Annotated in this window: 25 protein-coding genes, 3 pseudogenes and 1 riboswitch; of the genes and pseudogenes, 17 read left to right on the top strand and 11 right to left on the bottom strand. The window is 70.3% G+C overall.

Annotated elements, in window-relative coordinates:
• Positions 1-360: 360 nt before the first annotated feature.
• On the top strand, positions 361-492 hold the full coding sequence (locus ACFW2Y_RS08820) for a hypothetical protein (protein ID WP_384875558.1): 132 nt from the start codon (positions 361-363) through the stop codon (positions 490-492).
• 99 nt (positions 493-591) lie between these two features.
• Here ACFW2Y_RS08820 and ACFW2Y_RS08815 read toward each other — a convergent pair whose 3' ends face one another.
• Positions 592-1,077, bottom strand: coding sequence for a VOC family protein (locus ACFW2Y_RS08815; protein WP_384875556.1), 486 nt, complete (start codon positions 1,075-1,077; stop codon positions 592-594).
• Positions 1,078-1,357: 280 nt separating this feature from the next.
• Here ACFW2Y_RS08815 and ACFW2Y_RS08810 point away from each other — a divergent pair.
• The 5 genes and pseudogenes from ACFW2Y_RS08810 (at position 1,358) to ACFW2Y_RS08790 (ending at position 4,225) form a co-directional block, all read left to right on the top strand.
• Positions 1,358-2,154 (top strand): IS5 family transposase gene (locus ACFW2Y_RS08810; RefSeq protein WP_384875632.1). Its coding sequence is split into 2 segments (ribosomal slippage): positions 1,358-1,700 and positions 1,700-2,154, totalling 798 coding nucleotides; the frame shifts between segments, so codons are not numbered across the junction.
• Between the two features lie 33 nt (positions 2,155-2,187).
• Positions 2,188-2,583, top strand: a complete 396-nt coding sequence (locus ACFW2Y_RS08805) for a hypothetical protein (RefSeq protein ID WP_384875553.1) — start codon at positions 2,188-2,190, stop codon at positions 2,581-2,583.
• A riboswitch (cobalamin riboswitch) is annotated at positions 2,546-2,764 on the top strand. (Overlaps the previous gene by 38 nt.)
• Before the next feature lie 50 nt (positions 2,765-2,814).
• A pseudogene (locus tag ACFW2Y_RS08800) lies at positions 2,815-3,225 on the top strand (acyl-CoA thioesterase); the annotation flags it as partial.
• A 282-nt stretch (positions 3,226-3,507) separates the two neighbouring features.
• The gene (locus tag ACFW2Y_RS08795) at positions 3,508-3,927 is read left to right on the top strand and encodes a RidA family protein (RefSeq protein WP_384875551.1); all 420 of its coding nucleotides are present in this window, start codon (positions 3,508-3,510) and stop codon (positions 3,925-3,927) included.
• A gap of 52 nt (positions 3,928-3,979) precedes the next feature.
• Positions 3,980-4,225 (top strand): hypothetical protein, encoded by a 246-nt coding sequence (locus ACFW2Y_RS08790; protein ID WP_384875548.1) that lies wholly within the window; start codon positions 3,980-3,982, stop codon positions 4,223-4,225.
• A gap of 77 nt (positions 4,226-4,302) precedes the next feature.
• Here the strand turns inward: ACFW2Y_RS08790 and ACFW2Y_RS08785 are convergent, their stop codons facing one another.
• Both ACFW2Y_RS08785 and ACFW2Y_RS08780 read right to left on the bottom strand, forming a co-directional pair.
• A complete protein-coding gene (locus ACFW2Y_RS08785; protein ID WP_384875546.1) occupies positions 4,303-4,671 on the bottom strand; it encodes a VOC family protein in 369 nt (122 codons plus the stop codon).
• Positions 4,672-4,933: 262 nt separating this feature from the next.
• Positions 4,934-5,386 (bottom strand): Lrp/AsnC family transcriptional regulator, encoded by a 453-nt coding sequence (locus ACFW2Y_RS08780; protein ID WP_384875545.1) that lies wholly within the window; start codon positions 5,384-5,386, stop codon positions 4,934-4,936.
• A gap of 107 nt (positions 5,387-5,493) precedes the next feature.
• Here ACFW2Y_RS08780 and ACFW2Y_RS08775 point away from each other — a divergent pair, with 107 nt between their 5' ends.
• Positions 5,494-6,450, top strand: a complete 957-nt coding sequence (locus tag ACFW2Y_RS08775; protein WP_384875542.1) for an SMP-30/gluconolactonase/LRE family protein — start codon at positions 5,494-5,496, stop codon at positions 6,448-6,450.
• A 381-nt stretch (positions 6,451-6,831) separates the two neighbouring features.
• Here ACFW2Y_RS08775 and ACFW2Y_RS08770 read toward each other — a convergent pair.
• A pseudogene (locus ACFW2Y_RS08770) lies at positions 6,832-7,374 on the bottom strand (FAD-dependent monooxygenase); the annotation flags it as partial.
• Positions 7,375-7,378: 4 nt separating this feature from the next.
• Here ACFW2Y_RS08770 and ACFW2Y_RS08765 point away from each other — a divergent pair.
• Positions 7,379-7,895: pseudogene (locus ACFW2Y_RS08765) on the top strand (TetR/AcrR family transcriptional regulator).
• A 199-nt stretch (positions 7,896-8,094) separates the two neighbouring features.
• Here ACFW2Y_RS08765 and ACFW2Y_RS08760 read toward each other — a convergent pair.
• Positions 8,095-9,237 (bottom strand): TDT family transporter, encoded by a 1,143-nt coding sequence (locus ACFW2Y_RS08760; RefSeq protein ID WP_384875539.1) that lies wholly within the window; start codon positions 9,235-9,237, stop codon positions 8,095-8,097.
• Between the two features lie 95 nt (positions 9,238-9,332).
• Here ACFW2Y_RS08760 and ACFW2Y_RS08755 point away from each other — a divergent pair, with 95 nt between their 5' ends.
• Positions 9,333-10,238, top strand: coding sequence for a LysR family transcriptional regulator (locus ACFW2Y_RS08755; protein ID WP_384875536.1), 906 nt, complete (start codon positions 9,333-9,335; stop codon positions 10,236-10,238).
• 147 nt (positions 10,239-10,385) lie between these two features.
• Here ACFW2Y_RS08755 and ACFW2Y_RS08750 read toward each other — a convergent pair whose 3' ends face one another.
• Together ACFW2Y_RS08750 and ACFW2Y_RS08745 are read right to left on the bottom strand one after the other, a co-directional pair.
• Positions 10,386-11,180, bottom strand: coding sequence for a DsbA family protein (locus tag ACFW2Y_RS08750; RefSeq protein ID WP_384875533.1), 795 nt, complete (start codon positions 11,178-11,180; stop codon positions 10,386-10,388).
• A gap of 79 nt (positions 11,181-11,259) precedes the next feature.
• Positions 11,260-11,748: a MauE/DoxX family redox-associated membrane protein gene (locus tag ACFW2Y_RS08745; RefSeq protein ID WP_384875530.1), complete on the bottom strand. Its 489-nt coding sequence runs from the start codon at positions 11,746-11,748 to the stop codon at positions 11,260-11,262.
• Positions 11,749-12,406: 658 nt separating this feature from the next.
• On the opposite strand from ACFW2Y_RS08745, the gene ACFW2Y_RS08740 reads away from it, so the two are divergent.
• The 5 genes from ACFW2Y_RS08740 to ACFW2Y_RS08720 all read left to right on the top strand — a co-directional run bounded on the left by ACFW2Y_RS08740 (position 12,407) and on the right by ACFW2Y_RS08720 (position 16,912).
• Positions 12,407-13,459: a beta-ketoacyl-ACP synthase 3 gene (locus ACFW2Y_RS08740; protein ID WP_384875528.1), complete on the top strand. Its 1,053-nt coding sequence runs from the start codon at positions 12,407-12,409 to the stop codon at positions 13,457-13,459.
• Positions 13,460-13,562: 103 nt separating this feature from the next.
• Positions 13,563-13,814, top strand: a complete 252-nt coding sequence (locus tag ACFW2Y_RS08735) for an acyl carrier protein (RefSeq protein WP_384875525.1) — start codon at positions 13,563-13,565, stop codon at positions 13,812-13,814.
• Complete coding sequence (locus ACFW2Y_RS08730) at positions 13,811-15,052, top strand: beta-ketoacyl-[acyl-carrier-protein] synthase family protein (protein WP_384875522.1); 1,242 nt, start codon at positions 13,811-13,813, stop codon at positions 15,050-15,052. Before ACFW2Y_RS08735 ends, ACFW2Y_RS08730 begins: the two co-directional genes overlap by 4 nt.
• Positions 15,053-15,061: 9 nt before the next feature.
• A complete protein-coding gene (locus ACFW2Y_RS08725) occupies positions 15,062-16,171 on the top strand; it encodes an SDR family oxidoreductase (protein WP_384875519.1) in 1,110 nt (369 codons plus the stop codon).
• A gap of 159 nt (positions 16,172-16,330) precedes the next feature.
• Positions 16,331-16,912, top strand: coding sequence for an exonuclease domain-containing protein (locus ACFW2Y_RS08720; RefSeq protein WP_384875516.1), 582 nt, complete (start codon positions 16,331-16,333; stop codon positions 16,910-16,912).
• Positions 16,913-17,370: 458 nt separating this feature from the next.
• Here the strand turns inward: ACFW2Y_RS08720 and ACFW2Y_RS08715 are convergent, their stop codons facing one another.
• On the bottom strand, positions 17,371-17,652 hold the full coding sequence (locus ACFW2Y_RS08715) for a hypothetical protein (protein WP_384875513.1): 282 nt from the start codon (positions 17,650-17,652) through the stop codon (positions 17,371-17,373).
• A 552-nt stretch (positions 17,653-18,204) separates the two neighbouring features.
• Positions 18,205-19,395, bottom strand: coding sequence for a cytochrome P450 (locus ACFW2Y_RS08710; protein ID WP_384875511.1), 1,191 nt, complete (start codon positions 19,393-19,395; stop codon positions 18,205-18,207).
• A gap of 310 nt (positions 19,396-19,705) precedes the next feature.
• On the opposite strand from ACFW2Y_RS08710, the gene ACFW2Y_RS08705 reads away from it, so the two are divergent.
• A complete protein-coding gene (locus tag ACFW2Y_RS08705; RefSeq protein ID WP_384875509.1) occupies positions 19,706-20,860 on the top strand; it encodes a cytochrome P450 in 1,155 nt (384 codons plus the stop codon).
• A gap of 41 nt (positions 20,861-20,901) precedes the next feature.
• Complete coding sequence (locus ACFW2Y_RS08700; protein ID WP_384875506.1) at positions 20,902-21,672, top strand: class I SAM-dependent methyltransferase; 771 nt, start codon at positions 20,902-20,904, stop codon at positions 21,670-21,672.
• Between the two features lie 18 nt (positions 21,673-21,690).
• On the opposite strand, the gene opcA is transcribed toward ACFW2Y_RS08700, so the two are convergent.
• Both opcA and ACFW2Y_RS08690 read right to left on the bottom strand, forming a co-directional pair.
• Entirely contained in the window at positions 21,691-22,602 is a 912-nt protein-coding gene (opcA, locus tag ACFW2Y_RS08695) for a glucose-6-phosphate dehydrogenase assembly protein OpcA (RefSeq protein WP_384875504.1), read from the bottom strand.
• 82 nt (positions 22,603-22,684) lie between these two features.
• The gene (locus tag ACFW2Y_RS08690) at positions 22,685-23,218 is read right to left on the bottom strand and encodes a DoxX family membrane protein (protein ID WP_384875501.1); all 534 of its coding nucleotides are present in this window, start codon (positions 23,216-23,218) and stop codon (positions 22,685-22,687) included.
• Between the two features lie 435 nt (positions 23,219-23,653).
• Between ACFW2Y_RS08690 and ACFW2Y_RS08685 the strand changes: the two genes are divergently transcribed.
• Positions 23,654-24,268: an HdeD family acid-resistance protein gene (locus tag ACFW2Y_RS08685; RefSeq protein WP_384875499.1), complete on the top strand. Its 615-nt coding sequence runs from the start codon at positions 23,654-23,656 to the stop codon at positions 24,266-24,268.
• The last annotated feature ends 18 nt before the right edge of the window (positions 24,269-24,286 follow it).

Genomic DNA, 24,286 nt, shown 5'->3' with positions numbered 1-24,286 from the left:
AGGCAGCTGTCGCCAGGTTTTCAGGACTCACGCTGACCACTCGCCGACTTCCCTGACACATCGCCAGGCAACGCCGGGGAACTTCACCCGCTCTCCCTGGCTCCACCGCGACGACCCCACAAGCCTACGCAGCACGCGCTCAAGAGCCCTCGTGATCACCGTCACCCTCGCAGAGCGGCGACGCCCGATCCACGCACGCCCGAGGACTCGTCACCGCAGGAACCCTCGAAAAACGGCGCGGCAACCTAGCAGCAAATCCCGGCCCAGCGAAACCGGCGCTCCTCATGACCATGACCTTGGCCCGCCCGGTGGCTCTTGAGAGCGAACCTCTCTCATCCTGAATAGTCGCAGGTCACCGCCGTGCTCTTCGAACTGCACGACGAATGGATCGTCTTCCCCCGCCGCTACCTGCCTGAAGGAAGCATGGGCCAGCTCTACCCCGCCAAGCTCCCCGAAAGCGCCCCCGCGCTACCCAACACGACCGCCGAATGATCGGCTACACCACGACAAGGGACATGACCCGCTCCGGCTCGGCGCCCCCAACTGCGTGGAGTCCGTTACCGGTCCGGTCACTGCGCCCACGGCGAGGGGTTACCCGGCGGCGGCCAGGCGGCGCCGCAGCTCCTCGTCCGATACGTCTTCCACATGGGTCAGAAATACCCACATGTGCCCCGAAGGGTCCTTGAGGATGGCGGTGCGGTCGCCGTGGAACATGTCCTTCGGCGGCTGGAGGACCTCGGCGCCGGCCGCCCGGGCGCGCTCCACCAGGCTGTCGACGTCCGGCACGAAGACGTGCAGCGTGACGGACGTGCCTCCGCCGAGCGAGGTCGGCGCGGCAAAGGAGGCGGTCTCCGCTTCGTCCACGCTGACGTCGCCCAGCATCAGTGCCGACCGTCCGATGGTGATCTCGGCGTGCAGGATCCCGCCGCCCGGAGCGTCAATCCTGAAGTCCTCACGGGCGCCGAACGCCCGCTCGTAGAAATCGATCGCAGCAGCGGCGTCATCGACCATGATGTGCGGGATCACGGTGTAGCGGTAGCGGTCGGGGATCTCGATGTGGACTGTGCGCTCGGTCATGGCGAACCTCCTCGAAAGGCGCCGCCGGTCGGTTCCCGCGGCCCTGGAAGGAACCTAGAAGCTCAAGTTTGCTTGAGGTCAAGCGTCGATGCGGTCCTGCAGCAAACCTGCCCGCCGGGCAGCACGCAGGGACGCGTACGCCCGCGGTCTCGGTGACAACAAACCCGCTCCTGTGACGACTATCGCGCTTCGCCTCAGCCACGGGCAGGCCAGGCTCGTAGCCGGCGTCAGGTTAGGCGTCGTCTCATTTGGTGGGTTGAGTAGTCTGCGCTGTGTGGTGATGGTCGAGCGCTTGGTGCCGGACGAGTTGTGGGAACTTTTCCAGCGGGTGGTCCCGCCCGCTCCGGCACGACCGCAGGGCGGCGGCCGGCGGCGGTACGGAGACCGCGAGGTGTTGGCCGTGATCATCTTCGTGGCCACGACAGGCTGCACCTGGCGGCAGTTGCCGCCGGCCTTCGGGCCGTCGGGGCCGACCGCACATCGGCGCTTCACCGAGTGGAGTACCGCCCGGGTCTGGGCCAAGCTGCACCGCATCATCCTCGACGAACTGGGCTCTCGTGGCGCACTGGACTGGTCGCGCTGCGCGATCGACTCGGTGAACATGCGGGCCCTGAAAGGGGGGAGCTGACAGGTCCGAATCCTGTGGACCGGGGCAAGGAAGGCTCGAAGATCCATTCGATCACTGAGCGGACCGGTCTGCCTATCTCTGTCGGGATCTCCGGCGCGAACCTCCACGACAGCCAGGCGCTTGAGCCGCTGGTACGCGGCATTCCTCCGATCCGGTCCCGCCGCGGCCCACGCCGGCGACGGCCCGCCAAGCTCCACGCGGACAAGGGATACGACTACGACCACCTGCGCCGATGGCTCCGCTCGCGCGGCATCCGACACCGCGTCGCCCGCAGAGGCGTCGAATCCTCCACACGACTGGGCCGGCATCGCTGGACGATCGAGCGCACGATGTCCTGGCTGGGTGGCTGCCGCCGCCTGCACCGCCGTTACGAGCGCAAGGCCGAGCACTTCCTGGCCTTCACCGCCATCGCCTGCACCCTCATCTGCTACCGCAGACTGACAGCCTGACGAGCGACACCCGCAGGTGGGACGATCCGCAACGTGATCGGATGGATGCACCACACCCCGCGCTGGGCAGTCATATCGGCCTGCGGCATCGCGGCCGTCCTGCTCTTCGTCGGTGCTTTCGCGCACGTCACCGACCTCCTCAGCCACGGCCTGCACCCCTACGACTGGGCACCGGGCTGGCTCAACCTCTACTGGTCGTCCCTGGCACTGTTCGACACGCTCGCCGCCGTGCTCCTCATCAGGGGCAAGCGCCGGGGAATTGACCTTGCCTGCGCCATCATGGCGACCGACCTCGCCGCCAACTGGTATGCCGTCCACGGCATCCAGCACAGCAACCTCGCCGAGCAGCCCGGCCTTCAACGACTGGCCGTCTTCGCCGCACTCGTCCTTGGAACGACACCGTTCATCCGGCGGCACCTCACCAATTGAGACGACGCCTAAGAGGGAACCCGGTGGGAATCCGGGACTGCCCCGCAGCGGTGAGCGGGAACGACCGCCGTCATACGCACTGGGACCGGACGACGGTCCTGGGAAGCGACGGCCAGTAGGGGTCTCGTACGACGAGGCGTGCCCGCGAGTCCGAAGACCTGCCCGCTGCCCGTGCGTCGGCACCCGCGGCGTGCGGAACAGCCCTGCCGCGACTCGCGAAGGAGAGTTGACGTGGCCGATCCCACCGTCACCAGCCCTGCCCGCACGCCGAAGACCCCGGACGACTCACGGGTCGTCCTCGCCCACATCATGAGCGAGCACGACACCAACCTCTACGGCACCATCCACGGCGGCGTGATGATGAAGCTCATCGACGACGCCGCCGCTGCCGCCGCCGGACGCCACGCCGACGGCCCCGCCGTCACCGCGTCCGTCGACCGGATGGCCTTCCTCGCCCCGGTCCGGGCCGGGGACCTGCTCAGCGTCGAGGCCGGCCTCGAACGCGCCGGACGGACCTCCATGACCGTCGGCGTCCGCGTCACCGCCGAACGGTGGAACAGCTCCGGCCCCGCCACCGAGGTCGCCACCGCCTTCCTCACTTTCGTCGCCGTCGACGCCGACGGCAGCCCGCGGCCCGTCCCGGTTCTCGAAGTGTCGCTGCCCGGCCTGTCCTGACCGGGGTGCTCGTGTCGCGGACGCGTTCGCCCCGCGCCTCGTCCCGCAGGGAACGGGGCGCGGGGTGCGAGGCGTCTCACCGCAGCAGGGCACGGTGGCGGTCCTGGCGCGCCGGTACGGGGATGCACCGGTGCGGATCTCCGAGAAGCCGGACGGCTCCGTGCGCGAGACTACCGACCGGGGCGAGTCGAGCACCGAGGCGCTCGGCACGCACCGCAGCCCGTCCGTCCGAACTGGAGCAGAACTTCCGTGAACACCTTCCGAAACCCCCCGGAGATAGCGGCGCCGCTCGCCGCCTACTCGCACCAGGCCGAGATCACCGGTCAGGTCCGGTGGCTCGTGGTATCCGGCCAGATCGGCATGACCCCGGCCGGTGAGCTTCCCGAGGACCCGGTCGAGCAGCTCGGACTCGCGCTGGAGAACGTCACGGCCAACCTCCGGGCGGCGGGCATGCGCCACGAGGACCTGGTCAAGTTGACGTTCTACTTCGCGGGCGAGATAGACCTGCAGCGGCGGCGCGAACGGATGGCCGCGTGGCTGGGCGACCTGCGCCCCTGCATGACCGTGATGACCGTGGCGGCGCTGGCCACGCCCGCGCTGCGCGTCGAGGTCGAGGCGCTCGCCTGCGCCGAGGACGTCACGACACCGCGGAAGGGGCAGCAACAGTAGTCACGATCCCGCTCCTCGGCGGGTGCCGGTGCCTTCGAGAAGCCGGACGCGGGTGGACCTCGGGCAGCGGGGCCGAGCCGGTGACGACAACGGGGGCGGTCCCGTGGTCGTCACCGGCTTCAAGGCCCCCTTCGCCCGCAGGCTCTCACCTGCCGGGAAGGGGGCCGGTCGGGTCCTGGCCGCCGAACGCGTCCCCGCCGAAAGCGGCTTCGTCCACTCGAAGGACCGGCGGGTCCTCACCGAGGCCCGCACTGCCCCGCCCGCGCCGCCGAGCTCCTGCACACGCTGCTCGTCCTGATGAACACCGCGGCCCACAAAGACCATTGGTCCCTGCCGCAGACGGCCCACGATCAACACGAGCACCGCGGAACGGCATTACCGATCGGGGATCGGCTGGGTGAGGTTCAGCGGATTGCCGTCAGGGTCCTGGATGTGGGCGACGCGCTGTCCCCACGGCATGTCATGGGGGCCGCTGCGGACCGAACCGCCCAACGCCTCCACTCGGGCGAGCGTTTCGTCGACGTCGTCGACCCCGATGCCGAGCAGGATCCGCGGCGCCGCCCCGGCCTCCGGGGCTTCCTTGGCCACCAGCCCGAGGTCGGTGTCGCCGATGCGCAGGCCGAGGTAGAACGCCGGACCGTCCGCCGGCACCCGGAAGACCTCCTCGGCGCCGAACAGTTCCGTGTAGAAGCCGACCAGGACGTCCTGGTCGGCAGTCAGGATCACTGGCTGGATGGTGGACATGGCACTCCTGTCGAGAACGGCCGTGTCGCTGGATGGACCGTTCGAGGACGGGGAACTCATCGACAAAGCCGCCCCGCCGGACGGTCCGTGTCGCAGACTGCCGCCCACGGCCGGCACGAGCACCCCGAAGCGGGGGCGTACCCCGGTGACCGGCCGCTTCGCGAGGGCGGAGCTTCATCGAACCGGACCCCCGTCACAGTCGAAGGTGACGCGCTCCGCCGACTTCGTCGTTCCCACGGAGTGGTGGCGGGCGCGAGGGGGGTCAGGACCGATCGGGGGCGAGCGGTGACAACGGGCGCTCGAAGAAGGTCTCCAGGACCACCGTCGCCTGTGTTCCGCTGACCCCGTCGATCGCGTAGATGCGGCGCAGCACGTCCTGCAGTTGCTCGGTGGTGGCCGTCCTGACCTTCACCAGAACCGAGGCGCTGCCGGCGATGACGTGCGCCTCCAGGACCTCGGGGAGCGCGGCGAAGTCCGGTGCCGAATCACCCATCCAGGACGTCGAGTCGACCATCACGTAGGCCAGGACGGCGCTTCCCACGGCGGCCGGGTCCACCTCGACGGTGGTGCGCCGGATGACCCCGCGCTCCCGCAGCTTCCGTACGCGCTCATGGGCGGCACCGGCGGACAGGCCGACGGCCCGGCCGAGCGCGGCGTAGGGCTGGGTGGCGTCCTGCTGGAGCTCCGCCAGCAACGCACGATCGACGTGATCCACAACTCTCCATTCGGAACTTGCCGGCGATGACAGTATCTCATCTTGCAACATGCGCTTCGAGCCGATCTATATTCGGCATATGATGAGTTGTGTGAGGAGTGGACTCCATGAGCGGTGATCGTCCGGGGCTGTACGAGATGCTTGACGACCGGTTCCGTACCGGGCGGTGCATGAACGGAGACGAGGCGCTGGAGGTCCTGTTCACCGGTTGTCGTTGGGCCGAGGGGCCGATCTACCTGCCCGCCTGGCGTCAGGTGGTCTGGAGCGACATCCCCAACGACCGGATGCTGCGGTGGGACGAGGAGACCGGCGCGGTCGCCGTCTTCCGCCGCTCCGCCGGGCACACCAACGGCAACACGCTCGACCGCGAGGGCCGGCTGATCACCTGCGAACAGGGCAATCGTCGGGTGACCCGGACCGAACACGACGGCACCATCACCGTGTTGGCCGAGCGCTGGGAGGGCAAGCGCCTGAACAGCCCGAACGACGCGGCCGTGAAGTCCGACGGTTCGATCTGGTTCTCCGACCCGGACTTCGGCATCACCAGCGATTACGAGGGATACCGCGCCGAGAGCGAGATCGGCTCCAACAACGTCTACCGGATCGATCCGGCCACGGGTGACGTGCAACTGGTCGCGGACTGCTTCGGCGCACCGAACGGCCTGGTCTTCTCCGCGGACGAGCGGCAGTTGTTCGTCTCCGACACCCGGGCGGGCTGCATCCGGGTCTTCGACGTGCGCGACGACGGCACCCTGTCCGACGGCAAGGTCTTCGCCGAAGCGGGGGCCCGCGAGAAGGCCCGCTTCGACAACCTCCGCTTCGACGACGGCGGACGGCTCTGGGTCGCCGCGATGGACGACGGCGTGCACTGCTACGACCCCGACGGCACCCTGATCGGACGACTGAACGTCCCCGAGGCGGTCGCCAACATCTCCTGGGGCGGTGCCAAGCGCAACCGTCTCTTCATCGCCGCGGAGACCAGCCTCTACTCGGTGGTCATGGGCACCACCGGCACCCACCCGACCGGACCGGGACGCCGCCCCTGGCTGCAGTCGGCGCCCTGATGACCCGCGGCGGCCCCTGAGAGGCGTCGCAGAAGCCCGTGCTCGACCGCCCGACCCGCCCTGGTGTCGGGCGTTCCGGGGCGAGGGCAAGCCCACGGGGTTCCTGGACGGCCACAGCGGGACGGCGTTCCCGGACGGCAGTGGGCATCGGGGGTCACCGGCTGCCGACCGGACCGGCTGCGCCGGCGAGCGGAGCGGCCCTGCACGCCGGCACACGACGCGAGTCGTACGGAACCCGAAGCGTTCAGCAGGCCGCCGCCTTGCTTCCCCACCGCGACGGATGCGACGGCAGCCCGTCGCCGCGCCTCCGCGCCTTTCACCGGACGGGCCGCACGCGCTCCGGAAAACGCCTGGCCACGAGTTGGCGCCGCGCGCATCGGATCAGTTCAGTCGCGGCGGGACCCAGGAGTGGTGTCGCAGGATCATGCGCGTTGCGGCGTCGGATGGCGTCAGGCGCATCGCCGTGTTCCGCAGGGCGACGGCCAGGGGGTGGGAGAGTTGTTGGCCCATTCTCCCGGCCTGCCGGGCGGCCCGCGCAACGGCCTGGCTGCGCGGCCGGCGCTCGGCGTCATAGCGGGCGGGCGCGGCCTCGACGGTGGGCTCGGCGCCGAGGGCGGCAGCCAGGCTGACCGCGTCCTCCAGCGCCTGACAGGCGCCCTGCCCGAGGTGGGGGGGCATCGCGTGTACCGCGTCACCGAGCAGGGCGATCCGGCCGGCCGTGTACGAGGGGAGTGGCGTGCGGAGTTCGTTGACGTCGTGGTGGAGCACGGCGGCGGGCCGGGTCGCGTCGAGCAGGGCGGGAATCGGGTCGTGCCAGACGTGGAACCGTCGGCGCAGCTCGGTCAGCGGGTCGCTGAATCGCGTCCCGGCGGGGAGGCTGAGGACGGCGTGCCACTCGGCCCTCCCGTCCAAGAGGGCGATGTGAGGGATGCGCGGCCTGACCCACCGCGCGGTCGACCGCAAGGCCGCCATGCCGCCGGGCACCACCTCGGCCTACTTCCGCACCCGGACCGCACTGCTCACCGCGCTCGTCACGCGCCTGGTCCAACTCGACCAGGCGGAACTGCACACGACCGACGAAGGGCTTCCGCCCCTGCACACCGTCGAGCAGCTGGTGAACGCCATGGGAATGCTCGTCCGACAGCGACTCACCGGCGAGGGCCGTCACCGCTCGCTCGCTCGCCCGCTACGCCTGTGCCGTCGAGAGCGTGCGCGACCCGGAGTTGCGCGAGATCCTCGCGCCCCGCGAGAACGCCGGTCGCGAAGCCGTCCGACTGTTCCTCGCCGCACACGGCGTCACGGACGTCGAGAACCGCACCCACACCCTGCTGACCTGCATCGACGGATTGGTTTTCGACCGGCTGGTGAGCGGCGGCGAAGTTCGGCGCGAGGCCCTCGGAGGCTTGGTCGCCGCCGCGCTGCGTCAGGACGCGTCTGATGGGTGAGTGACCGGCCGGGCATCGTTCCGCTTGATGCGGGGCATCAAGACCTTTCCGATGCCGAACGGGCTCAGCCGGAACCGCACCCCTCACACCGGAATCACCCGTACTTACAGCGACGACCGCGCCGGTCGACTCAGTCGGAATCCGCTGTGGAGCCCGCCGTCCCGCGCGGCGACGCGTCCGTGCCCCGGGAGCAGGGACGCTAACGGGGCGGAAGGAAGAGAGCGCCCCGTCCGGCACCGATCGCGGTGCGGGTCGCGGTGACGGCCCAGGCCCCCAGCAGCAGGGCGTAGAGGGTCACGGCCATCCAGGAATAGAGGGAGAGGCCGGTGTGCAGGGCCAGGCCCGATGCCCCTGTGACGCACGTGCCCACGGGGAAGGTGAAGCCCCACCAGGTCAGCGCGAAGGGCATCCCGTTCGCGACGGCGCTCACGGTGACGGCGGCGGACAGGACCATCCACATCACGGCGAATCCCATGACGGGCACGCCGTAGACGATCGCGAACATCCGCAGCGCGGAGGCGAGCTGTGCGTCCACGGCTCCGCAGCACACGTCGCCGAGCGAGTTGACGGCGGTGGTGGACTGGCCGAGCGGTCCGAGCACGAGCCACAGGGTGGGTGTCATGTGGAGCGGTCCCACCTTGTGCTGGACCAGCTTCGCCCACACGGTGGGCAGGATGAGCAGCGTCGCCATCAGGCTGAGCCCGAACATCGCGTAGCAGCCCAGCAGCATCGCTTCCCGCCACTGACCGGCGGGCAGGTGGGGGATCAGCAGGGGGCCGGTGGCCGCCGAGACCATGGGAGCCACGATCGGCAGCAGCCAAGCGGTCGAGGCGCTGCGCAGCTTCAGCTCGTACGTGGTGATCATGAGGAAGGGCACGGTCACGGCCACCGTCAGGCCGAGCGCGGTGCCGAGGACCCACAAGGTCCAGGACAGCACCAGTGCGGCGTCGGCGCCGATGACGTCCTTGCCGACCAGGAGGGTCCCGGCCCCCACGGCGAGCAGGGCCATCGGGGGGCATCCGTAGAACGGAGCGACCGTCGGGTCGAAGAGGTGGGCACGCGCCTGGTCCGGATGGCGTACGAAGTGGACCGCGCGGGCCGCCAGCAGCGCCACGAGCATGACCAGCGACAGCCCCCACACGGCCGTGGCGAAGGTCCGCAGCCCGGGGATGCGGACCGGCAGGGTCGCGCCGGCGTTCGCCACGATGGCCGTGCCCATCACCGACGCGTACCAGTTCGGGCCCAGATGGCGGAAGGCCTCGTGCGGGTGCGACAGGTCACCGAGCAGACGCCGCGCGGCAGTCTCCCGGGGAGCGACACCCGGTGGATCCGAGAGGGGCATGACGTCACGGTGACGTACCCGTTCACCGGGTGCCACCGGGACGCCTCGCCCAAGTGCACAAAAAGTCATAAAGACGTGGAAGCTACCATCCGTCCATGAGCTCGCTACGCCGCATTCCCGACCTCACCTCTCTCGAACTGCTGCTGGCCGTGGCCGAGCGGGGCAGTCTCGGCAAGGCCGCGACGCAGCTCGGCATCACCCAGTCGGCCGCATCGGCCCGGGTGCGCGCCATGGAACAGCAGATCGGGGTGGGCCTCGTGGAGCGCTCCTTCAATGGCTCCCGACTGACTCCGGCCGGTGCCCTGGTCGCCGGGTGGGCCGGCCCGTTCCTGGAACACGCGGCTTCGCTCGACGCGGGAATCGACTCACTGCGGGCGCGGCGCGACAACCGACTGCGCGTGACGGCGAGCCTCACGATCGCCGAGTACCTACTGCCGCCCTGGCTCGTCGTCCTACGACAGGAGCGGCCCGGCACGGCGATCGCGCTGAGTGTCGACAACTCCCGTTCTGCCGCCGAGAAGGTCCTGACGGGCGAAGCACACATCGGCTTCATCGAGGGCGCCACCGTCCCACCGGGCCTCGACGCGACGGTCATCGCCACGGACCGACTCGTGGTCGTCGCGGCCCCGCATCACCCGTGGGCCCGCCGCCGCGCACCCGTCACGGCTCAGGAGCTGGCCCGCACTCCCCTGATCATGCGTGAGCAGGGCTCCGGCACCCGCCAGGTCCTGGCCCGTGCCCTGGCCGCCCACGGCGGACCCGAGACGCCGTCGCTGGAGCTGGCCTCCACGGCCGCGGTGAAGGCGGCGACGGTTTCGGGAGCGGGGCCGGCCGTCATGAGCAGCCTCTCGGTCCAGGACGACGTCCGCGCCCGCCGCCTGGCCATGATCACGGTCGATGCCGTTGACCTGACCCGGTCGTTGCGCGCCGTATGGCCGACCGGGCAGCGTCTCCAGGGGCCGGCCGGCGACCTCCTGGCCATCGCCCGGCGGCCGTCGTGACCGCCGGCGTGGCCCGGGGCCGGGAAGGCCCCCGGGTCTCGGACGGCGCGGAACGTCCGGCCCGTGGACGTCCGGGGAGCTCCGCCCCGGGTCCTGCGGCGCGGGTACGTCGAGTCCCCGGTCGGTGAGCGGCGTACCGATTCCCGCTCACTGCCCGGTCTCCGCCTGCGCCGCGGCGTTGACCAACTCGGTGAGGCGTTCCGCGGTGAGGGGGTGCTGCGGGTCCTTCAGGAGGTCGGCTTCCCCACCGTCGAGGAACATGGCGGGGGTTCCCGGGATCGCGGTCTGCCGGTCGAACGTCCGCTGCACCTTCTTCACCCAGGTGTCGTGCGTTCCCGCCCTGACGCTTTCGGTGAATTCGGGAGTGTTCAGACCGTCGATCCCCTCGGCCAGGGTGAGCAGGAAATCCTTGTCCCCGAAGGCGTCATCCGTTTCCTCCGGCTGGTTCTCGAAGAGCGCGTCGTGGTACTCGCGGAACTTGCCCGCGTCCTGCGCCGCGGCCGCCGCGCCGGCCGCGTACAGCGAGCCCTTGCCCGGGACGATGCTGTCGACCAGGGACAGCACGTGGTACTCGACCCGGAGCTTGCCCTCGTCCTGCAGTTTGTTGATCGTCGGCCCGAGCCTGTCTTCCACCTGCCCGCAGCCCGGGCACCGGAAGTCCTCGTAGACGGCAAGCGTCACGGGAGCGTCATCGTCGCCCGTGGGGATGACCAGCCCCTCCGGCCCGGCAGCGCCCCGGGGGATCACGACGGGCCGGTCGTCCCCGTCCTTGTACGACTGGACGGCGATCGTCACGGTCACCACCGCGGCCAGCGCGACACCGGTCACAGCGGTCCGGATGAGCGTCTTCCTGCGGCGGGCGCGTTCGGCTTCCTGCCGTCGTGCGGCGGCGAGTCGCGCGCGGGCGCTGCCGGAGGCGGGGGAACGGTAGGGCTTGGCCATCGGACAACCAATCGTGATTCTCGGGACAAGAGACATGCGGACGAGCGGACGGCGGAGGGAAAACGGGGGAAGACGAGGATCAAGGCAGCGCGGCACCGGCCGACAGGCGGGTGCGCGGGCGTCGGATCAGCAGCGCGCTCACGGCCAGGAACGCCAGGTCGCGGATGATCTCCGCGGCGTACCGGGTCTGGCCGGGATCAACCGCTCCGCCGCCGCCGAAGCACCCGCAGTCGATGCTCATGCCCCGCGCCCACGCCTGGATGATCGCCGCGAGGAACGCCAGGAGGAGAAGGGCCGAGAGCGTTGCGGCGAACCGCGTCATCACACCGGCGGCCAGCAGCACGGCCAGCGCGAGCTCCAGGACCGGAAGACCGTATCCGACCGGATGGACCAGCCCCTCGGGAAGGACACGGTAGGCGCGGACCGCGTACACGGAAGTCTCCGGATGCAGGAACTTCGCCCAGCCGGCCCAGCACCACACACCGGCCAGCACCATCCGCGCACCCGTACCGGTCCATGGAGAGCGGAAGAACGACGCCCAGCGCCCGCACCCGCCCACCCCTGACATTCTCATGCCCACCTCACCGTCCTCGGGACCTTCGCAGCGACCGGGGCACGCTACGACGTGTGCCGTCTGCGCGGCGGCGCTCATCGCGCCCGTTGCTGAGTCCCCAACGAGCCCGTATGAGTGGGCCTCGCCGTTTCCTCCGGGCCGGTGGTGTCCCCGTGGCCGAGACGCGCCTGGAGAACGAGGTGGGGGTTTCCCCCGGACACCGCGAAGACCGTGTAGCAGTCGCTACGAGGAGGCAGGCCGGTCGAGCCGGTCCGGATCCTGTCGTACCCGGCCGTGCGCGCATCAGCCGGTTCGGCTGGGTACCTCGGTCGACCTGGCCGCCCCGTCGGGCACGGCTGACCGTCACCGGGTACGGCAAGCGCAATGCGCCAGCCGGGGGGCCGTTTTTCATCATGAGACGGAGTGGCTCGTGTGCGCCCAGACGGCCGGGGCATCGAGTGGCGAACGAGGGACCCGTCGCTCGTGTCGCGCAGGGGCGCGAGGCTGATTACCTTGAGTTTCGGACCGTTTACAGAAACGTCGAGAGGTCTTGCTTTGTCACGCACATCGCAGCGAGCCCTGCCCCGTCCGGCGGTACTCGGATGGCGAATCCAGGGCGCATGCCGCACGCATTGCTGCACGAGTCGTCACTTCGGGAGAAAGGCTCCTCTTGGTGGCTGATCCGAACGCATCCGTGATCGACGGCGTGGGCGGAGCCCTGCCGCGACGAGCGGTCAGCAATGACGAGCTGGCCCTCACCGGATTGGACACCTCTCACCAGTGGATCGCCGAGCGCACCGGCATCCACAACCGGCACTGGGCCGCGCCCGAGATCAGTACGGGAGATCTGGCGGCTGCCGCAGCCAAGGGCGCACTGGCGTCCTGCCCCACCGGGACATCGGGGATCGGGCTGCTCCTCTTGGCCACCACCACGCCTGACCGGCGCTGCCCCGCCACCGCTCCGGAAGTCGCGGCGCGCATCGGCCTGTCCGGCGTAGCGGCCTTCGACGTCGCCGCTGCCTGCGCCGGATTCCTCTATGCCCTCGCCGTGGGCGACGCATGGATCAGGTCAGGGGCCGCCCAACGCGTCCTGGTGGTCGGCGCGGACACGCTGACGCGCATCATCGACCCGCAGGACCGGGACACGGCAGTCCTGTTCGGTGACGGTGCCGGCGCCGTGGTGCTCCGCGGCGGGCACCCCGGGGAGCCCGGTGCGCTCCACTCCGTGGTCGTAGCCAGCGACGGGACTCGCAGTGATCTGATCTCCATTGCCGCAGGCGGGGCACGGCAGCCCTATCCCCCAGACGGTTCGCCTCATGAAGCACCCGTGCCGCGCGGCGAGCGGTTCGTGCGGATGCGCGGGCGAGAGGTGTTCGGTCAGGCCGTCCGCCACATGTCGTCCGCCTCCGAGGAGGTCTTGAAGCGGTCCGGGTGGTCTCCCGAATCCCTCGGTGCCTTCATCGGCCACCAAGCCAACCAGCGGATCCTCGACGCCGTGGCGGAGCGGCTCAACGTCCCGTCGGCCAGCCGGTTGGGCAACATCCGCGACGTCGGCAACACCTCGTCCGCATCGATCCCCCTGGTACTCGCCGAAACCCTGTCCCAGGGGAGCGTCAGCCCGGGAAGCCGCACCCTGCTGACAGCGTTCGGCGGGGGCCTGGCGTGGGGCGCCGCGACCCTCACCTGGCCGGCGAGCCGACAGACGTCAACCGTCACCCGCATCTGACGCACCGAAGCGCACGCCACGCCCCTTCCCACCCGTGTCCTCATCGGGCCGCGCCATCAGCGTGAGCCCGCTCCCCCACACCCATGCAACGAGGAGATCCCCCATGCCGGAAAACACCGTGCAGTACCAGTTGCTCACCACCATGCTGCAGGAACGCTTCCAAGTTCGCCGAGACCTGATGACCGGGCAGAGCACCTTCCAGGACCTCGGGCTGGACTCCATTGCGGTCGTCGAAGTGTTCGTCGTCCTGTCGGAACAGCTCGGGGTGGAGGTGGACGACGCACAGGCCCTACCCGGCACGACCCTCGCGCAGGCCTCGGAGTTGCTGTCCGGGGTAGCCCCGGAAGTGCAATGAGCACGCTCGCTGACGCGGTGGCCGTCACCGGAGTCGGCTTGGTGACACCCGCCGGCATCGGCCGTGAGGTGAGCTGGGAGCGCGTCTGCGGCGGTCGCTCGACCGCGCGGGCCGACCCCGACTTGGCGGGGTTGGCCGTCGACATCTCCTGCCGCGTTCCCGGGTGGGAACCGCCGCTCCACGTTCCTGACCCACGGCCCTGGCAGTTCGACCGCTACGCACAGTTCGCATTGGCGGCGGCGGCGGAGGCGGTCGCGGATGCCGGGCTCGACCCGGCGGCCTGGGACGGCGATCGCGTGGCGGTCGTCCTCGGCACCGGCACCGGGGGCCTGGGCACACAGCTGCAGCAGCACGCCAAACTTCTCCTTGAAGGTCCGCGCTATCTGTCACCGATGCTGTTGCAGATGTGCTTGCCCAACATGGCCGCCGGACAGGTGGCCATCCAACTGCGCGCCAGAGGACCCGTGCTGGCCACGGCGACAGCCTGTGCATCCGGTGCCACCGCCATCGGTACGGCCTGGGACCTGCTGCGCGCCGGGGCCTGCGACGTGGCCGTGGCGGGAGCGGCCGATGCCTCGGTGCACCCGCTTCTGGTCAGCGCCTTCGACCGGATGGGAGCCCTCTCCAAGCACACGGAGCATCCCGCCGAAGCCAGCCGCCCCTTCGACCGGGCCCGTGACGGCTTCGTCATCGCGGAAGGAGCCGGAGTCCTGGTGCTGGAACCCGCCCGGAAGGCATCCGCCCGAGGGCGTCCCGGGTACGCCCTGCTGTCGGGTTACGGCGCGTCGTGTGACGCCCACCATCCGGTCGCGCCCCATCCCGACGGCGAAGGAGCCGCCCTCGCAGTCCACCGGGCGCTCGAACAAGCAGGTGCCCTCACCAGCGAGGTCGATCACATCAACGCCCACGGCACCGGTACGGCCCTCAACGACGCTGCGGAAGCGCGCATGGTCAACCGGCTGTTCCCGCACCGCCCCGCAGTCACCGCGCCCAAAGGCGTGCTGGGCCACCTCCTGGGCGCCGCCGGGGCAGTCGAAGCGGCTCTGACGGCCCTCACCGTCTCCCGCGGCACCATCCCGCCCATCGGCAATCTCCGCGACCCGGACCCCGAGTACGACCTCGACACCGTCCGCGGCGAGAGTCGCAGCACACCGGTCTCGCTGGCCCTCAGCCATTCCTTCGGATTCGGCGGCCACAACACCGCTCTGGCCTTCCGGCCCACACAGTCCACAGCGTAGGGACAGCACATGCCCACCACACATCTCCTCACGGGTGCCACCGGCCTGCTCGGCGCAGCACTCGTACTCCAACTAGCCGCAGAAACAGACGACTTGATGGTCTGCCTGGTTCGCCCCGGATCCGGTGACCCCACCCATCGCCTGCACCACACGCTCCGACAGGCCGCGGCGGCATACGGAACCTGCGCCAAGACGACGCAGAAGGCGCTGCGTCACAGCCGCGCCCTGCCCTTCGACCTCACGGACCCCCACCCCCCAGGTCCGGGATTGCCGGCCGGACGAAACGAGGTGGAGGTCTGGCACAGCGCCGCGCTCATGCTCTTCCGCCCCGCGGAGCGCCGCCGCTCCTTCGCAGCCAACCGAGCAGGCACCGAAAGAATGGTCCGACTCGCCCAGCAGCTTCCCACCCGCACCTTCAACTACATCAGCACCGCATACGTGGCAGGGCTGAACGAGGGAACGATCACCGAGGGGCCGGTCCTCCAAGCCCGCCCACGCAACCCCTACGAAGCCAGCAAGCTCTCCGCCGAACGCCGACTCGCGCGCGCCCTCGACCTGCCCGTGAGGGTGATGCGCCCCAGCATCATCGTGGGTCACAGCCAGACCCTGCGCTACCCCGGTACGCCCAGCGGCCTGTTCACCGTCCAACGCCTGATCGCCGCGCACCTGCTGTCCGCCTCCCCCGGACGAAGCCCCCGGATCAGTGCGCTGCCCGAGGAACCCTTCGACCTGATTCCCATCGACCACGTCGCGGAACAGGCAGCCCGGCTTCACCTGCGCGACGCACCGACGGGCCACTACCACCTCACGAATCCCGCGGCGGCCCCCACGGGCGAAGCACTGGAAGCGATGGTCGCCAACGCCGGCAGGCCGGCCCCCACGTTCCGGGCCGACGCCGACCACCGCCACCCCGAGGACCGGCGGCTCCACAGGATGCTGGCCGTGTACTCCCCGTACCTCACCAACCGCCAACGCTTCGACCGCGCCCGCACCGACGCGGCACTCGGCCTGCACGACGCCGGCTGGAGGCCGGAGAAGGACGCCTTGCGTCGCATGCTCAGCCCCTTCACCGAGGACTCGTCGACTCGTCATGGAAGAAAAGGCATCTCGGGGGGCTGAGCGGTGGAGCTCGTCAATCCTTCGGGGGTTGGCACAGGGTGGGAGCCGGTTCAGGTCAAGGCGTGAGGTTGGCGTCGAAGAAGTCGGTGCGGCGGTGACGGCGTGGACGTGCAGAAATCGAGGTGTCGGAAGCGGGCGAGCATCCCTACCCTCGGCCCCATGCGTCACGAATCCACTCTGCTGAACGTCATTGATGTGGAAGCCACCTGCTGGGACGGGCAGCCGCCGCCCGGCTCCGTGAACGAGATCATCGAGATCGGTCTGCCCGTCGTGGACGTGTCGGCAGGACGCCGTCTGTCCCGGCATCGCGTCTTGGTCCGCCCCGTCCGGTCGAAGGTGAGCGACTTCTGCACTGAACTGACCGGACTGACACAAGCCGAGGTGGAACGGGGCGTCTCCTTCGCCGAGGCGTGCCGGATCCTCGTCGAGGAGTACGAGGCTGGAGAGCGCCCCTGGGCGAGCTGGGGCGAGTACGACCGCCGGCAATTCGCTCGGCAGAGTCGGGCTGACGGGGTGGCCTACCCGTTCGGCCATCCAACTGAGCGCACCCACACCAACGCCAAGGCCGTATTCGCCGCGGCCCATGGACTGCGCAAGAAACCCGGCATGAACCACGCCCTCCAGCTGGCCGGACTGCCGCTCGAAGGACGCCATCACCGCGGAGAGGACGACGCGTGGAACATCGCCGCGCTCGTCCTCGATCTGCTGGGCCGCGGGGCATGGCCGGCCACGGTCGTCTAGCCTCGCGCCTGCTCGTCGAGGCGCGCTTCGAGGGCGGGGCATGGGTTCCGAGGGCGAGGGCCCGGTACCGATCGTGCCCGACAGGCCGCTCCCCGGATGCGGGCGAACTCGCCTTTGCCGCCTCGCAGATCCAGGTCGGCAAGGCGGATCGATCCGACAGGGACGTCAGCGTCCACGGGAGCGATGCCCAAAGGGCAGCCTCCTCGTTCCGCCACCGCAGCTTCCAGCGCGTGGTCTCCTCCCGGGGCGTGGCGGTGGTCAGCAGACCGGGGCGGTTCCAGTGCTGGACGTCCGGGGCGAGGCACGACTGCACCAGGACCCGTGCGTCCCTCTCCCGTCAGGAGCGAGGAAGGGGCGGCGGCATCGGCCGGCGAGGGCCGCTCCAGGTCGTGCGGGAGGACACGGGGCGCCGGTGAACGGGGGTGACGCTCCACGGGGTGGGGAAACCCGGGGCCGCCTCAGGCGCCGTTGGCTTCCAGGAGGCGGCACGTACGATCGCTGGCCCCGTTGAGCACGAGGGGGACGCCGAGGCCTGCGCACATGCGGTGGGCGCGGGCGAGGGCGCTGAGCGTGGCGGGGCTGGGGTCGGCCGTCGGAACGTCGATGACCACCCGGACGGGTCGGTACTCCTGGACGAGGGCTTGGATCTGGAGGGCCGCTGCGGCGCGGTTGGTGACGTCCAGGTCTCGATGGAGGGCCACATGCAGGACCTCATGACGTAGGACGTGGCTGATCAGCAAGATGTCCCTCCACACGGGCCGAGGTTTCCCACGCTTTCGAAGCGATGTGCGCGGCTCGCCCGAGGATGTCACGGGCGACGGTCGGACGGCGTTCGCACGGCGTTCACCACGCGGAGTGTCCGCCCGAGCGGCCTCTTGGAAGGCGGACGTGCGCACGCCGCGGGCACGGGGGCGGTCCGTCGAGTGTCGAACCAGGCCTTCGACGCCTCCGTGGGGCCTTCTCCCCCGCTCTCCTCCGGGGGTAAGCAACTCCGGACGCAAAACGACGTGTTCCCGGTGCACAGCGCCTCGCCCTCGCTGCGGTGGCCCGCCACGGCCGTGGTCGGCGCGTCGGGGGCGACTCGGCCGCTCCCGCCGGTGGACGGGAACCGCACGGCGGTGACGGCCCCGGGCGGTCGAGCGGCCGGCCCGGGACGACGCCCCTCGGGAAGACGGGCCGGAGCCCGAGCCGCATCGCGGACCCGGGCTCCGGCGGGGCGCACGCGAACCGTGCACCGGCGTGGCGTCCGTCTCCCGGAAGGACCCGCGCCCGCTGGTTTCAGTGCCAGTACTTCATGTCCGTGCCTCCTCCCCCACTCGTGGACGCAGCGTGACCTCGAAGCGGTCGAGGCCGCGGAGGGTCAGGTTGCGTCGATGGCTCGGTTCCGCGACGGCCCGCGCGTCCGGATAGTCCCTGACCAGCGCACCGAGGACCGATCCGGCGAGCCGGATCGCCATGGATGCGCCAAGGCAGGCGTGGGCCCCGCGTCCGAAACCGAGGTGCGGGTTCGGGGCGCGGTCGAGTCGCAGCTCTGCGGGGTGGTCGAAGCGCAGCGGGTCATGATTGGCCGCTCCGAGGAGGAGCGTGACCGGATCACCCGCCCTGATGGTGATGCCACCCAGTTCGGTGTCGGCGACGCACACCCGGGCGTCCGCCTGGACGGGTGCGTCGTAACGAATGAGTTCGTCCACGGCCGTGGTGGAGCCGGCCCGGAAGGCCTCGAACGCTCCGGGGGTGGTGAGGAGGGCGGCCGAGGCATTGCCGAGCAGCCGTGAGGCGGATTCGTAACCGGCGTGGAGCACCGCGCGAAGGCTGTTCCGCATGACCGTTTCTGCGACGCCGCTGTCCGGTGCGTGTTCCGCCACGTGGGCGATGAGCCCCTCCTTCGGCGGATCCGCGAGCCATCCGCCGGCGTACTCCGCCAACTGGGCGCGGGCCGAGACCGCCGGCTCGTGCTTCTCGGGCCAGAGGCCGGCGTCCATCCCGTCGACGACCGCGCGGGACACGGGGACGAACCAGTCGAGCGCGGGTGCGGGAACGCCGAGGAAGGCGGTGACGGAGCGGAGGGCCACCGGTTCCGCGAGCTCGCCGACGAGGTCGAAGGAGGGCTTGTCGGCCAACACCGCGAGCAGGTCGGCGACTTCCCGTTCCAGCCCTTCCTGCCGTCCCCGGTGGTCCTGGGATCGGAAGCCGTCGAGCAACAGGTGTCGAACGGCGGTGTGTTCCGGTGGGTCGAGCGTCTGCACGCTCAACAGCGGAGCGGGAACGTCCTCGCCCGCACGGCGCCAGTCGGAGGCGAACCGATCGCCGTCGGTGAGCACGGCAAGGCAGTCGGCATGCCGGGTCAGCACCCAGGAACCGAGCAGTTCGTGCCAGAAGACCGGCGACGCCTCTTGCAGCCGGGCATAGGCGGGATAGGGGTTCCGCAGGATCGACGGACGGGCCAGATCGAGAATCGGGTCCACGGCTGCCGCTTGCTCCACGAAACGTCTCCCCCTGCGCATCGGACCTGATCGAGGTCGTGACTGCTGACGAGTCGAGCGGTACGAGACGCCGAAGTCACCGGTGGGTGGAACGCCTCGCTGGTGCCTCACCGGCAGAACGCCGGTCTTTCCCCATGCATCATCCGAGCCGAGCGCCGGTGACGCTACCACGCAACTAGAGCTACTGGTATGACTGCTTGACTCAGATCTTTCACAAATCTGCGGGGAGTCAAGGAAGATGAGCGGTCAAGACCAGACAATCGTTCACGATGTCCCGGTAAACATTGCTCAACAGCCCGACCCTTACCCCGTGTTCGAGCGCATCCGCGAGCACGGAGTCGTCCAGCGCGTCCGACTGAATCCCACTCTTGAGGTCTGGATGGTCACCGGCTACGACGAAGCCGTGGCCGCTCTGACCGACCCGCGTCTCAGCAGCAGCCCCGTCGGGGTCAAGGGACTCAAGGAGGAGATGGCTCATCAGGAGCGCACCAACGTCCTGATGGCCAGCATGCTCGTGGCCGACGGGGACGACCACGCCCGACTGCGCAACCTCGCTTCCAAGTCCTTCACCTTCCGCCGGGTGGAACAACTGGCTCCCCGGGTCCAGGCCCACACCGACGCCCTGCTGAACGCGATGGCGAAGCGCGGCTCCGCAGACCTGGTATCCGAGTTCGCGCTCCCGCTGCCCATGGCCGTGCTCAGCGAGCTCATCGGCATCCCGGCCGAGGGGCAGCCGGACTTCGCACGACTCGCCGTCGGCCTCATCATGCCGCCCAACACCCCGGAAAGACTGGCGAAGGGAGCCCGGGCACGTGCCGAACTCATCGACTTCTTCCAGCCTTTGATCGCATCCCGCAAGGCCGACCCGCAGGACGACCTGTTGAGCGCCCTGTGCGCGGCGCAGGCCGAGGAGAAGATCAGCGACCGCGAGTTGACGGCCATGGCCGTCCTGCTCACCCTCGCCGGCCACGAAACGACCGCAAGCCTCATCGCGAACGGCGTCCACGCGCTCCTGCGCCACCCGGAACAGCGCGCAGCACTTCGGAAGGACCCCTCCCTGTTGCCCGGGGCGATCGAGGAACTGCTGCGCTACGAGGGGCCGGTGAGCCGGGGCGTCGCGCGCTTCACGGTCGACGCGTACGAGATCGGTGGGGTCACCGTCCCGCCCGGCGAAATGATCATCATCGGCTTGGCCGCGGCCAACCGCGATCCGAACCGCTACGACCGTCCGGACGTCCTCGACGTCGCACGTCGTGAAGTGCCCCAACAACTCGCCTTCGGCCACGGGATGCACTTCTGCCTGGGCGCCCCACTGGCCCGGGTGGAAGCCAGGATCGCCGTCGGGACCCTGCTGCAGCGGTTCCCCGACCTGCGGCTCGCCGACCCGGACGCGGATCTGAGCCGCCGCGAGGGCATCCTGCGCGGCATGGCCACGCTGCCCGTGGTCTTCACCCCCGAGGTCTGACCCGGCACCCGACGACGGAGAGGGGACGAGAAGTGGAACCGATGCCCGGGAAAGCGCAGTTCGACGTGATCGCGCCGGACTACGACGCATCGCGCGGCGGCACGGCGCGAGCGGCCGGCTTCGCCGACATGCTCGTCCCGTTACTCGATCCGGGTTTTCCGGTGCTCGACATCGGTGTGGGCACCGGAATCGTCGCGGCCGAACTGGCCGCACGCGGACATCGGGTGCACGGATTGGACCTGTCGCCCGGAATGCTCGCCCGGGCCCGGAACCGACTCGGCCCCCGGGTGGTGGTGGCCGACGCCTGTCGCCTGCCGGTGCGGACGGGGTCGGTGGCACAGGCGGTGTCCACCTGGCTGCTGCACGCCGGTCCAAACCACGCGCAGGTCTTCGACGAGGTCGCCCGGGTGCTGCGACCGGGTGGTCGCTATTTGGTGGTCCCCGCCGGGGGCACTCGCCCCACGGACGACATCGGGCGCATCGTCGGCGATCTGGAGGAACGGCTCGATCCCGACCGTACCCGCCAGGACGGACCGTGGGTCCTGGCCCCGATCGCAGAAGCCAGTGGGCTGGTCTACCGGGGCAGGGCGTCCGAACGGCCCGTGACCTTCCGGCTCTCGCCCCGTGACATGGCCCGCTCCTTGTCGCGCGGCCTGTTCACGGGGGCATGGGCGATCGGAGGCGAGGGAGCCGATCGGCTCGTGGAGGAAACGCGATCGCGCCTCCTCGCGCTCCCGGACCCCGAGGTCCAACGGGTCCGGGAGACGGCCGACTACGTCATGGTGTTCGCCAAGCCCGGCCCGGCCGTCTGACGGCCCTTCGGACCGGGGTCAGGCACGTCCGCTCAGGGCTGCCGCGTACGCCTCGTCCGGGTCGAGCCGGCGCAACTCCTCGGCGATGAGCTCCGCGGTGGTCCTGACCTTCAGAGCGAGGACCCGGTTGGGTTGGCCGGGGATGGCGAGCCGCGCGACCGGCCCCTCGGGCCGGTCGATGCGGATCTCGCCGCCGGCAGTACCCATGCGGACGGCCGTGACGACCGGCCCGTCAGTGACGACCCGGTCGACGGGGATGCCGAGTCGAACCTCGAACCAGCGGGCGAGGAGTTCGGCACTGGGGTTCTCCGCCTCGCTCTCGACGGCCGCCGAAGTGATCGCGAGCGGCGCCTGGTCGAGCGCTGCGGCCAGCATCGAGCGCCAAGGAGTGAGCCGGGTCCACGCCAGGTCGGTGTCACCGGGAGCGTACGAGGCGGCCCGGGCCTCCAGTGCGGCGAGGGGGTCCTCGACCGCGTACATGTCGGTGATGCGGCGCTGCGCGAGCGAGCCCAAGGGATCCCGGGAGGGCACGTCGGGGGCGTCAACGGGCCACCAGACGACCACGGGTGCGTCCGGCAGGAGCAGGGGCAGGACCACGGAGTCGGCGCGGGCACCGACTTCGCCGCGGAGCCGGAGCAGCACCGTCTCGCCCGACCCGGCATCGGTGCCGAGCCGGACCTCGGCGTCCAATCGGTTCTCGTGCCGCTCGCGGGGGGTGCGGGCGTGGCGCTTGATGACCACGAGGGTGCGGGAGGGGTGTTCCCGGGAGGCCTCGTTGGCCGCCTTGACCGAGTCGTAGGCGTTCTCCTCGTCGGTGACGACGACGAGGGTGAGCACGGCACCGACGGCGGGGGTGCCGACGGCCCTGCGGCCCCGCAGGATCGCCTTGTTGATCTTGCTGGAGTTGGTGTCCGTCAGATCGATCTTCATGCGCGGCGCCCGTCCCTTCCTCTACGGCGAGCCTAACCCTCCCGTGCGATGGACGCGTACGGTCCCCCTCCCCCGGTGCCCGCTATTCCTGTTCCGGATCGGAGTCGGAGGGGGTCCGCTCCTGGGCTCGTCGGCCGACGACGGCCGCCGCGGCGATCGCCGTGCCGAGGAAGGCGGTGGCGACCACCCAGGGCCGGTCGAGGACGTGTCCGGTGGCGTGGTCCAGGGAGTAGCGACCGGCGCCGGCGATGCCGACGGCGGCGGCCGTGAAGCCGAGGAAGGCGGGGTACTCGTAGCCGCCGCCCTGGGCGAAGAAGCCGGCCGGGACGTGCACGGCGACGGCTCCCGCCATGGCGCCGGCCGCGGCGGCGCCGGCGGCCGGGGTCGCGAGCCCGAGGGCGAGCAGGACGCCACCGCCCGCCTCGCCGAGCCCCGCGGCGACCGCGCTCTCCCGGCCCGGGTGGAAGCCCATGGCCTCCATCGCCTTGGTGGTGCCCTCGATGCCACCGCCGCCGAACCAGCCGAGGAGCTTCTGCGTGCCGTGCGCGGCGAGCACGGCACCGGTGCCGACCCTCAGCACGAGCAGACCGAGATCGCGTCGGTTGAGAGGAGCCATGGGGTTCTCCAGGTGCGGAAGCGGACGCGTACGCCGTCCACTGTGGCCGGCCCGGCTCCGGGGCGCTCGTCGAGAGCAGCCGGGAATGGTCCGCTTGAGTCATGTTTTGCGGCATGGAAGAGCTGTTGCTTGACTGAGTGGGCTTTCGTTCCAGGGGAAGAAGGTGCGCATGTCCGTCGAGTCCACCGCTGTGGACCACCCGGTCGGGGCAGGCCGGCGCGGTCGCGCCGTGCGACGTGCTTGCCGCACGGTTTCCCGGGGCGGAGTCCGCTCCGTCGGGCGGTGGGGAACCGGGCCGTCTCGCCCACGCGCCGAAACAGGGCGCGGATCCGTCCGCAGTAAGGCAGACGGCACCGGCCGAGACGCTCTTCCCGGACTCCCGAGCCATCACGTCTGACGTGTCGCCACCTTCCGCGAAAGGACTGGTTCCGTTCCATGACACGAACCCATGACCGATCCGACGACCGCTGGCCGCGGTCGGACGTACCTCCCGGACCACTGGGCGCGCTGGCGAGCGCCGCCTGGCAGGCCCTGCTCGTCGCCGGGCTCGTCGCCCTGGTCCTCGGCATCATCGTGCTCGTCTGGCCGAGCGCCTCCCTCAGGGTGGCGGGTGTCCTCTTCGGGCTCTACCTGCTGTTGAGCGGCGTGCTGCAACTGGTCGCTGCCTTCGGCACGCACGCCACGACGGCGCTGCGGGTGATGGCCTTCATCAGTGGTGCGCTGTCGATCCTGCTCGGCCTGTTCTGCTTCCGGGGCGCGATGCAGTCGACCCTGCTGCTCGCGCTCTGGATCGGCATCGGTTGGCTCTTCCGCGGCATCACCCAAACCGTGGCGGCGGCCTCCGATCCGGCGATGCCGGCGCGAGGCTGGCAGATCTTCCTCGGCGTCATCAGCGCGCTCGCCGGGATCGTGCTCATCGTGTCCCCGCTGGAGTCGGCCGCGGTGCTCACCGTGCTCGGCGGGATCTGGCTCATCGCCGTCGGCGCCGTCGAGGTCGTGACGGCCCTCCAGGTGCGCTCCCGGGCCAGGGACATCCCGCCGGGGGTCTGAACGCACGGCGGAAGGCTC

The sequence above is a fragment of the Streptomyces sp. NPDC058877 genome (genome assembly GCF_042742855.1).
In the GTDB taxonomy this organism is placed as follows: Bacteria; Actinomycetota; Actinomycetes; order Streptomycetales; family Streptomycetaceae; genus Streptomyces.
The sequence above is the reverse complement of the archived record's forward strand: the minus strand, read 5'-3'. Positions and strand labels throughout refer to the sequence as shown.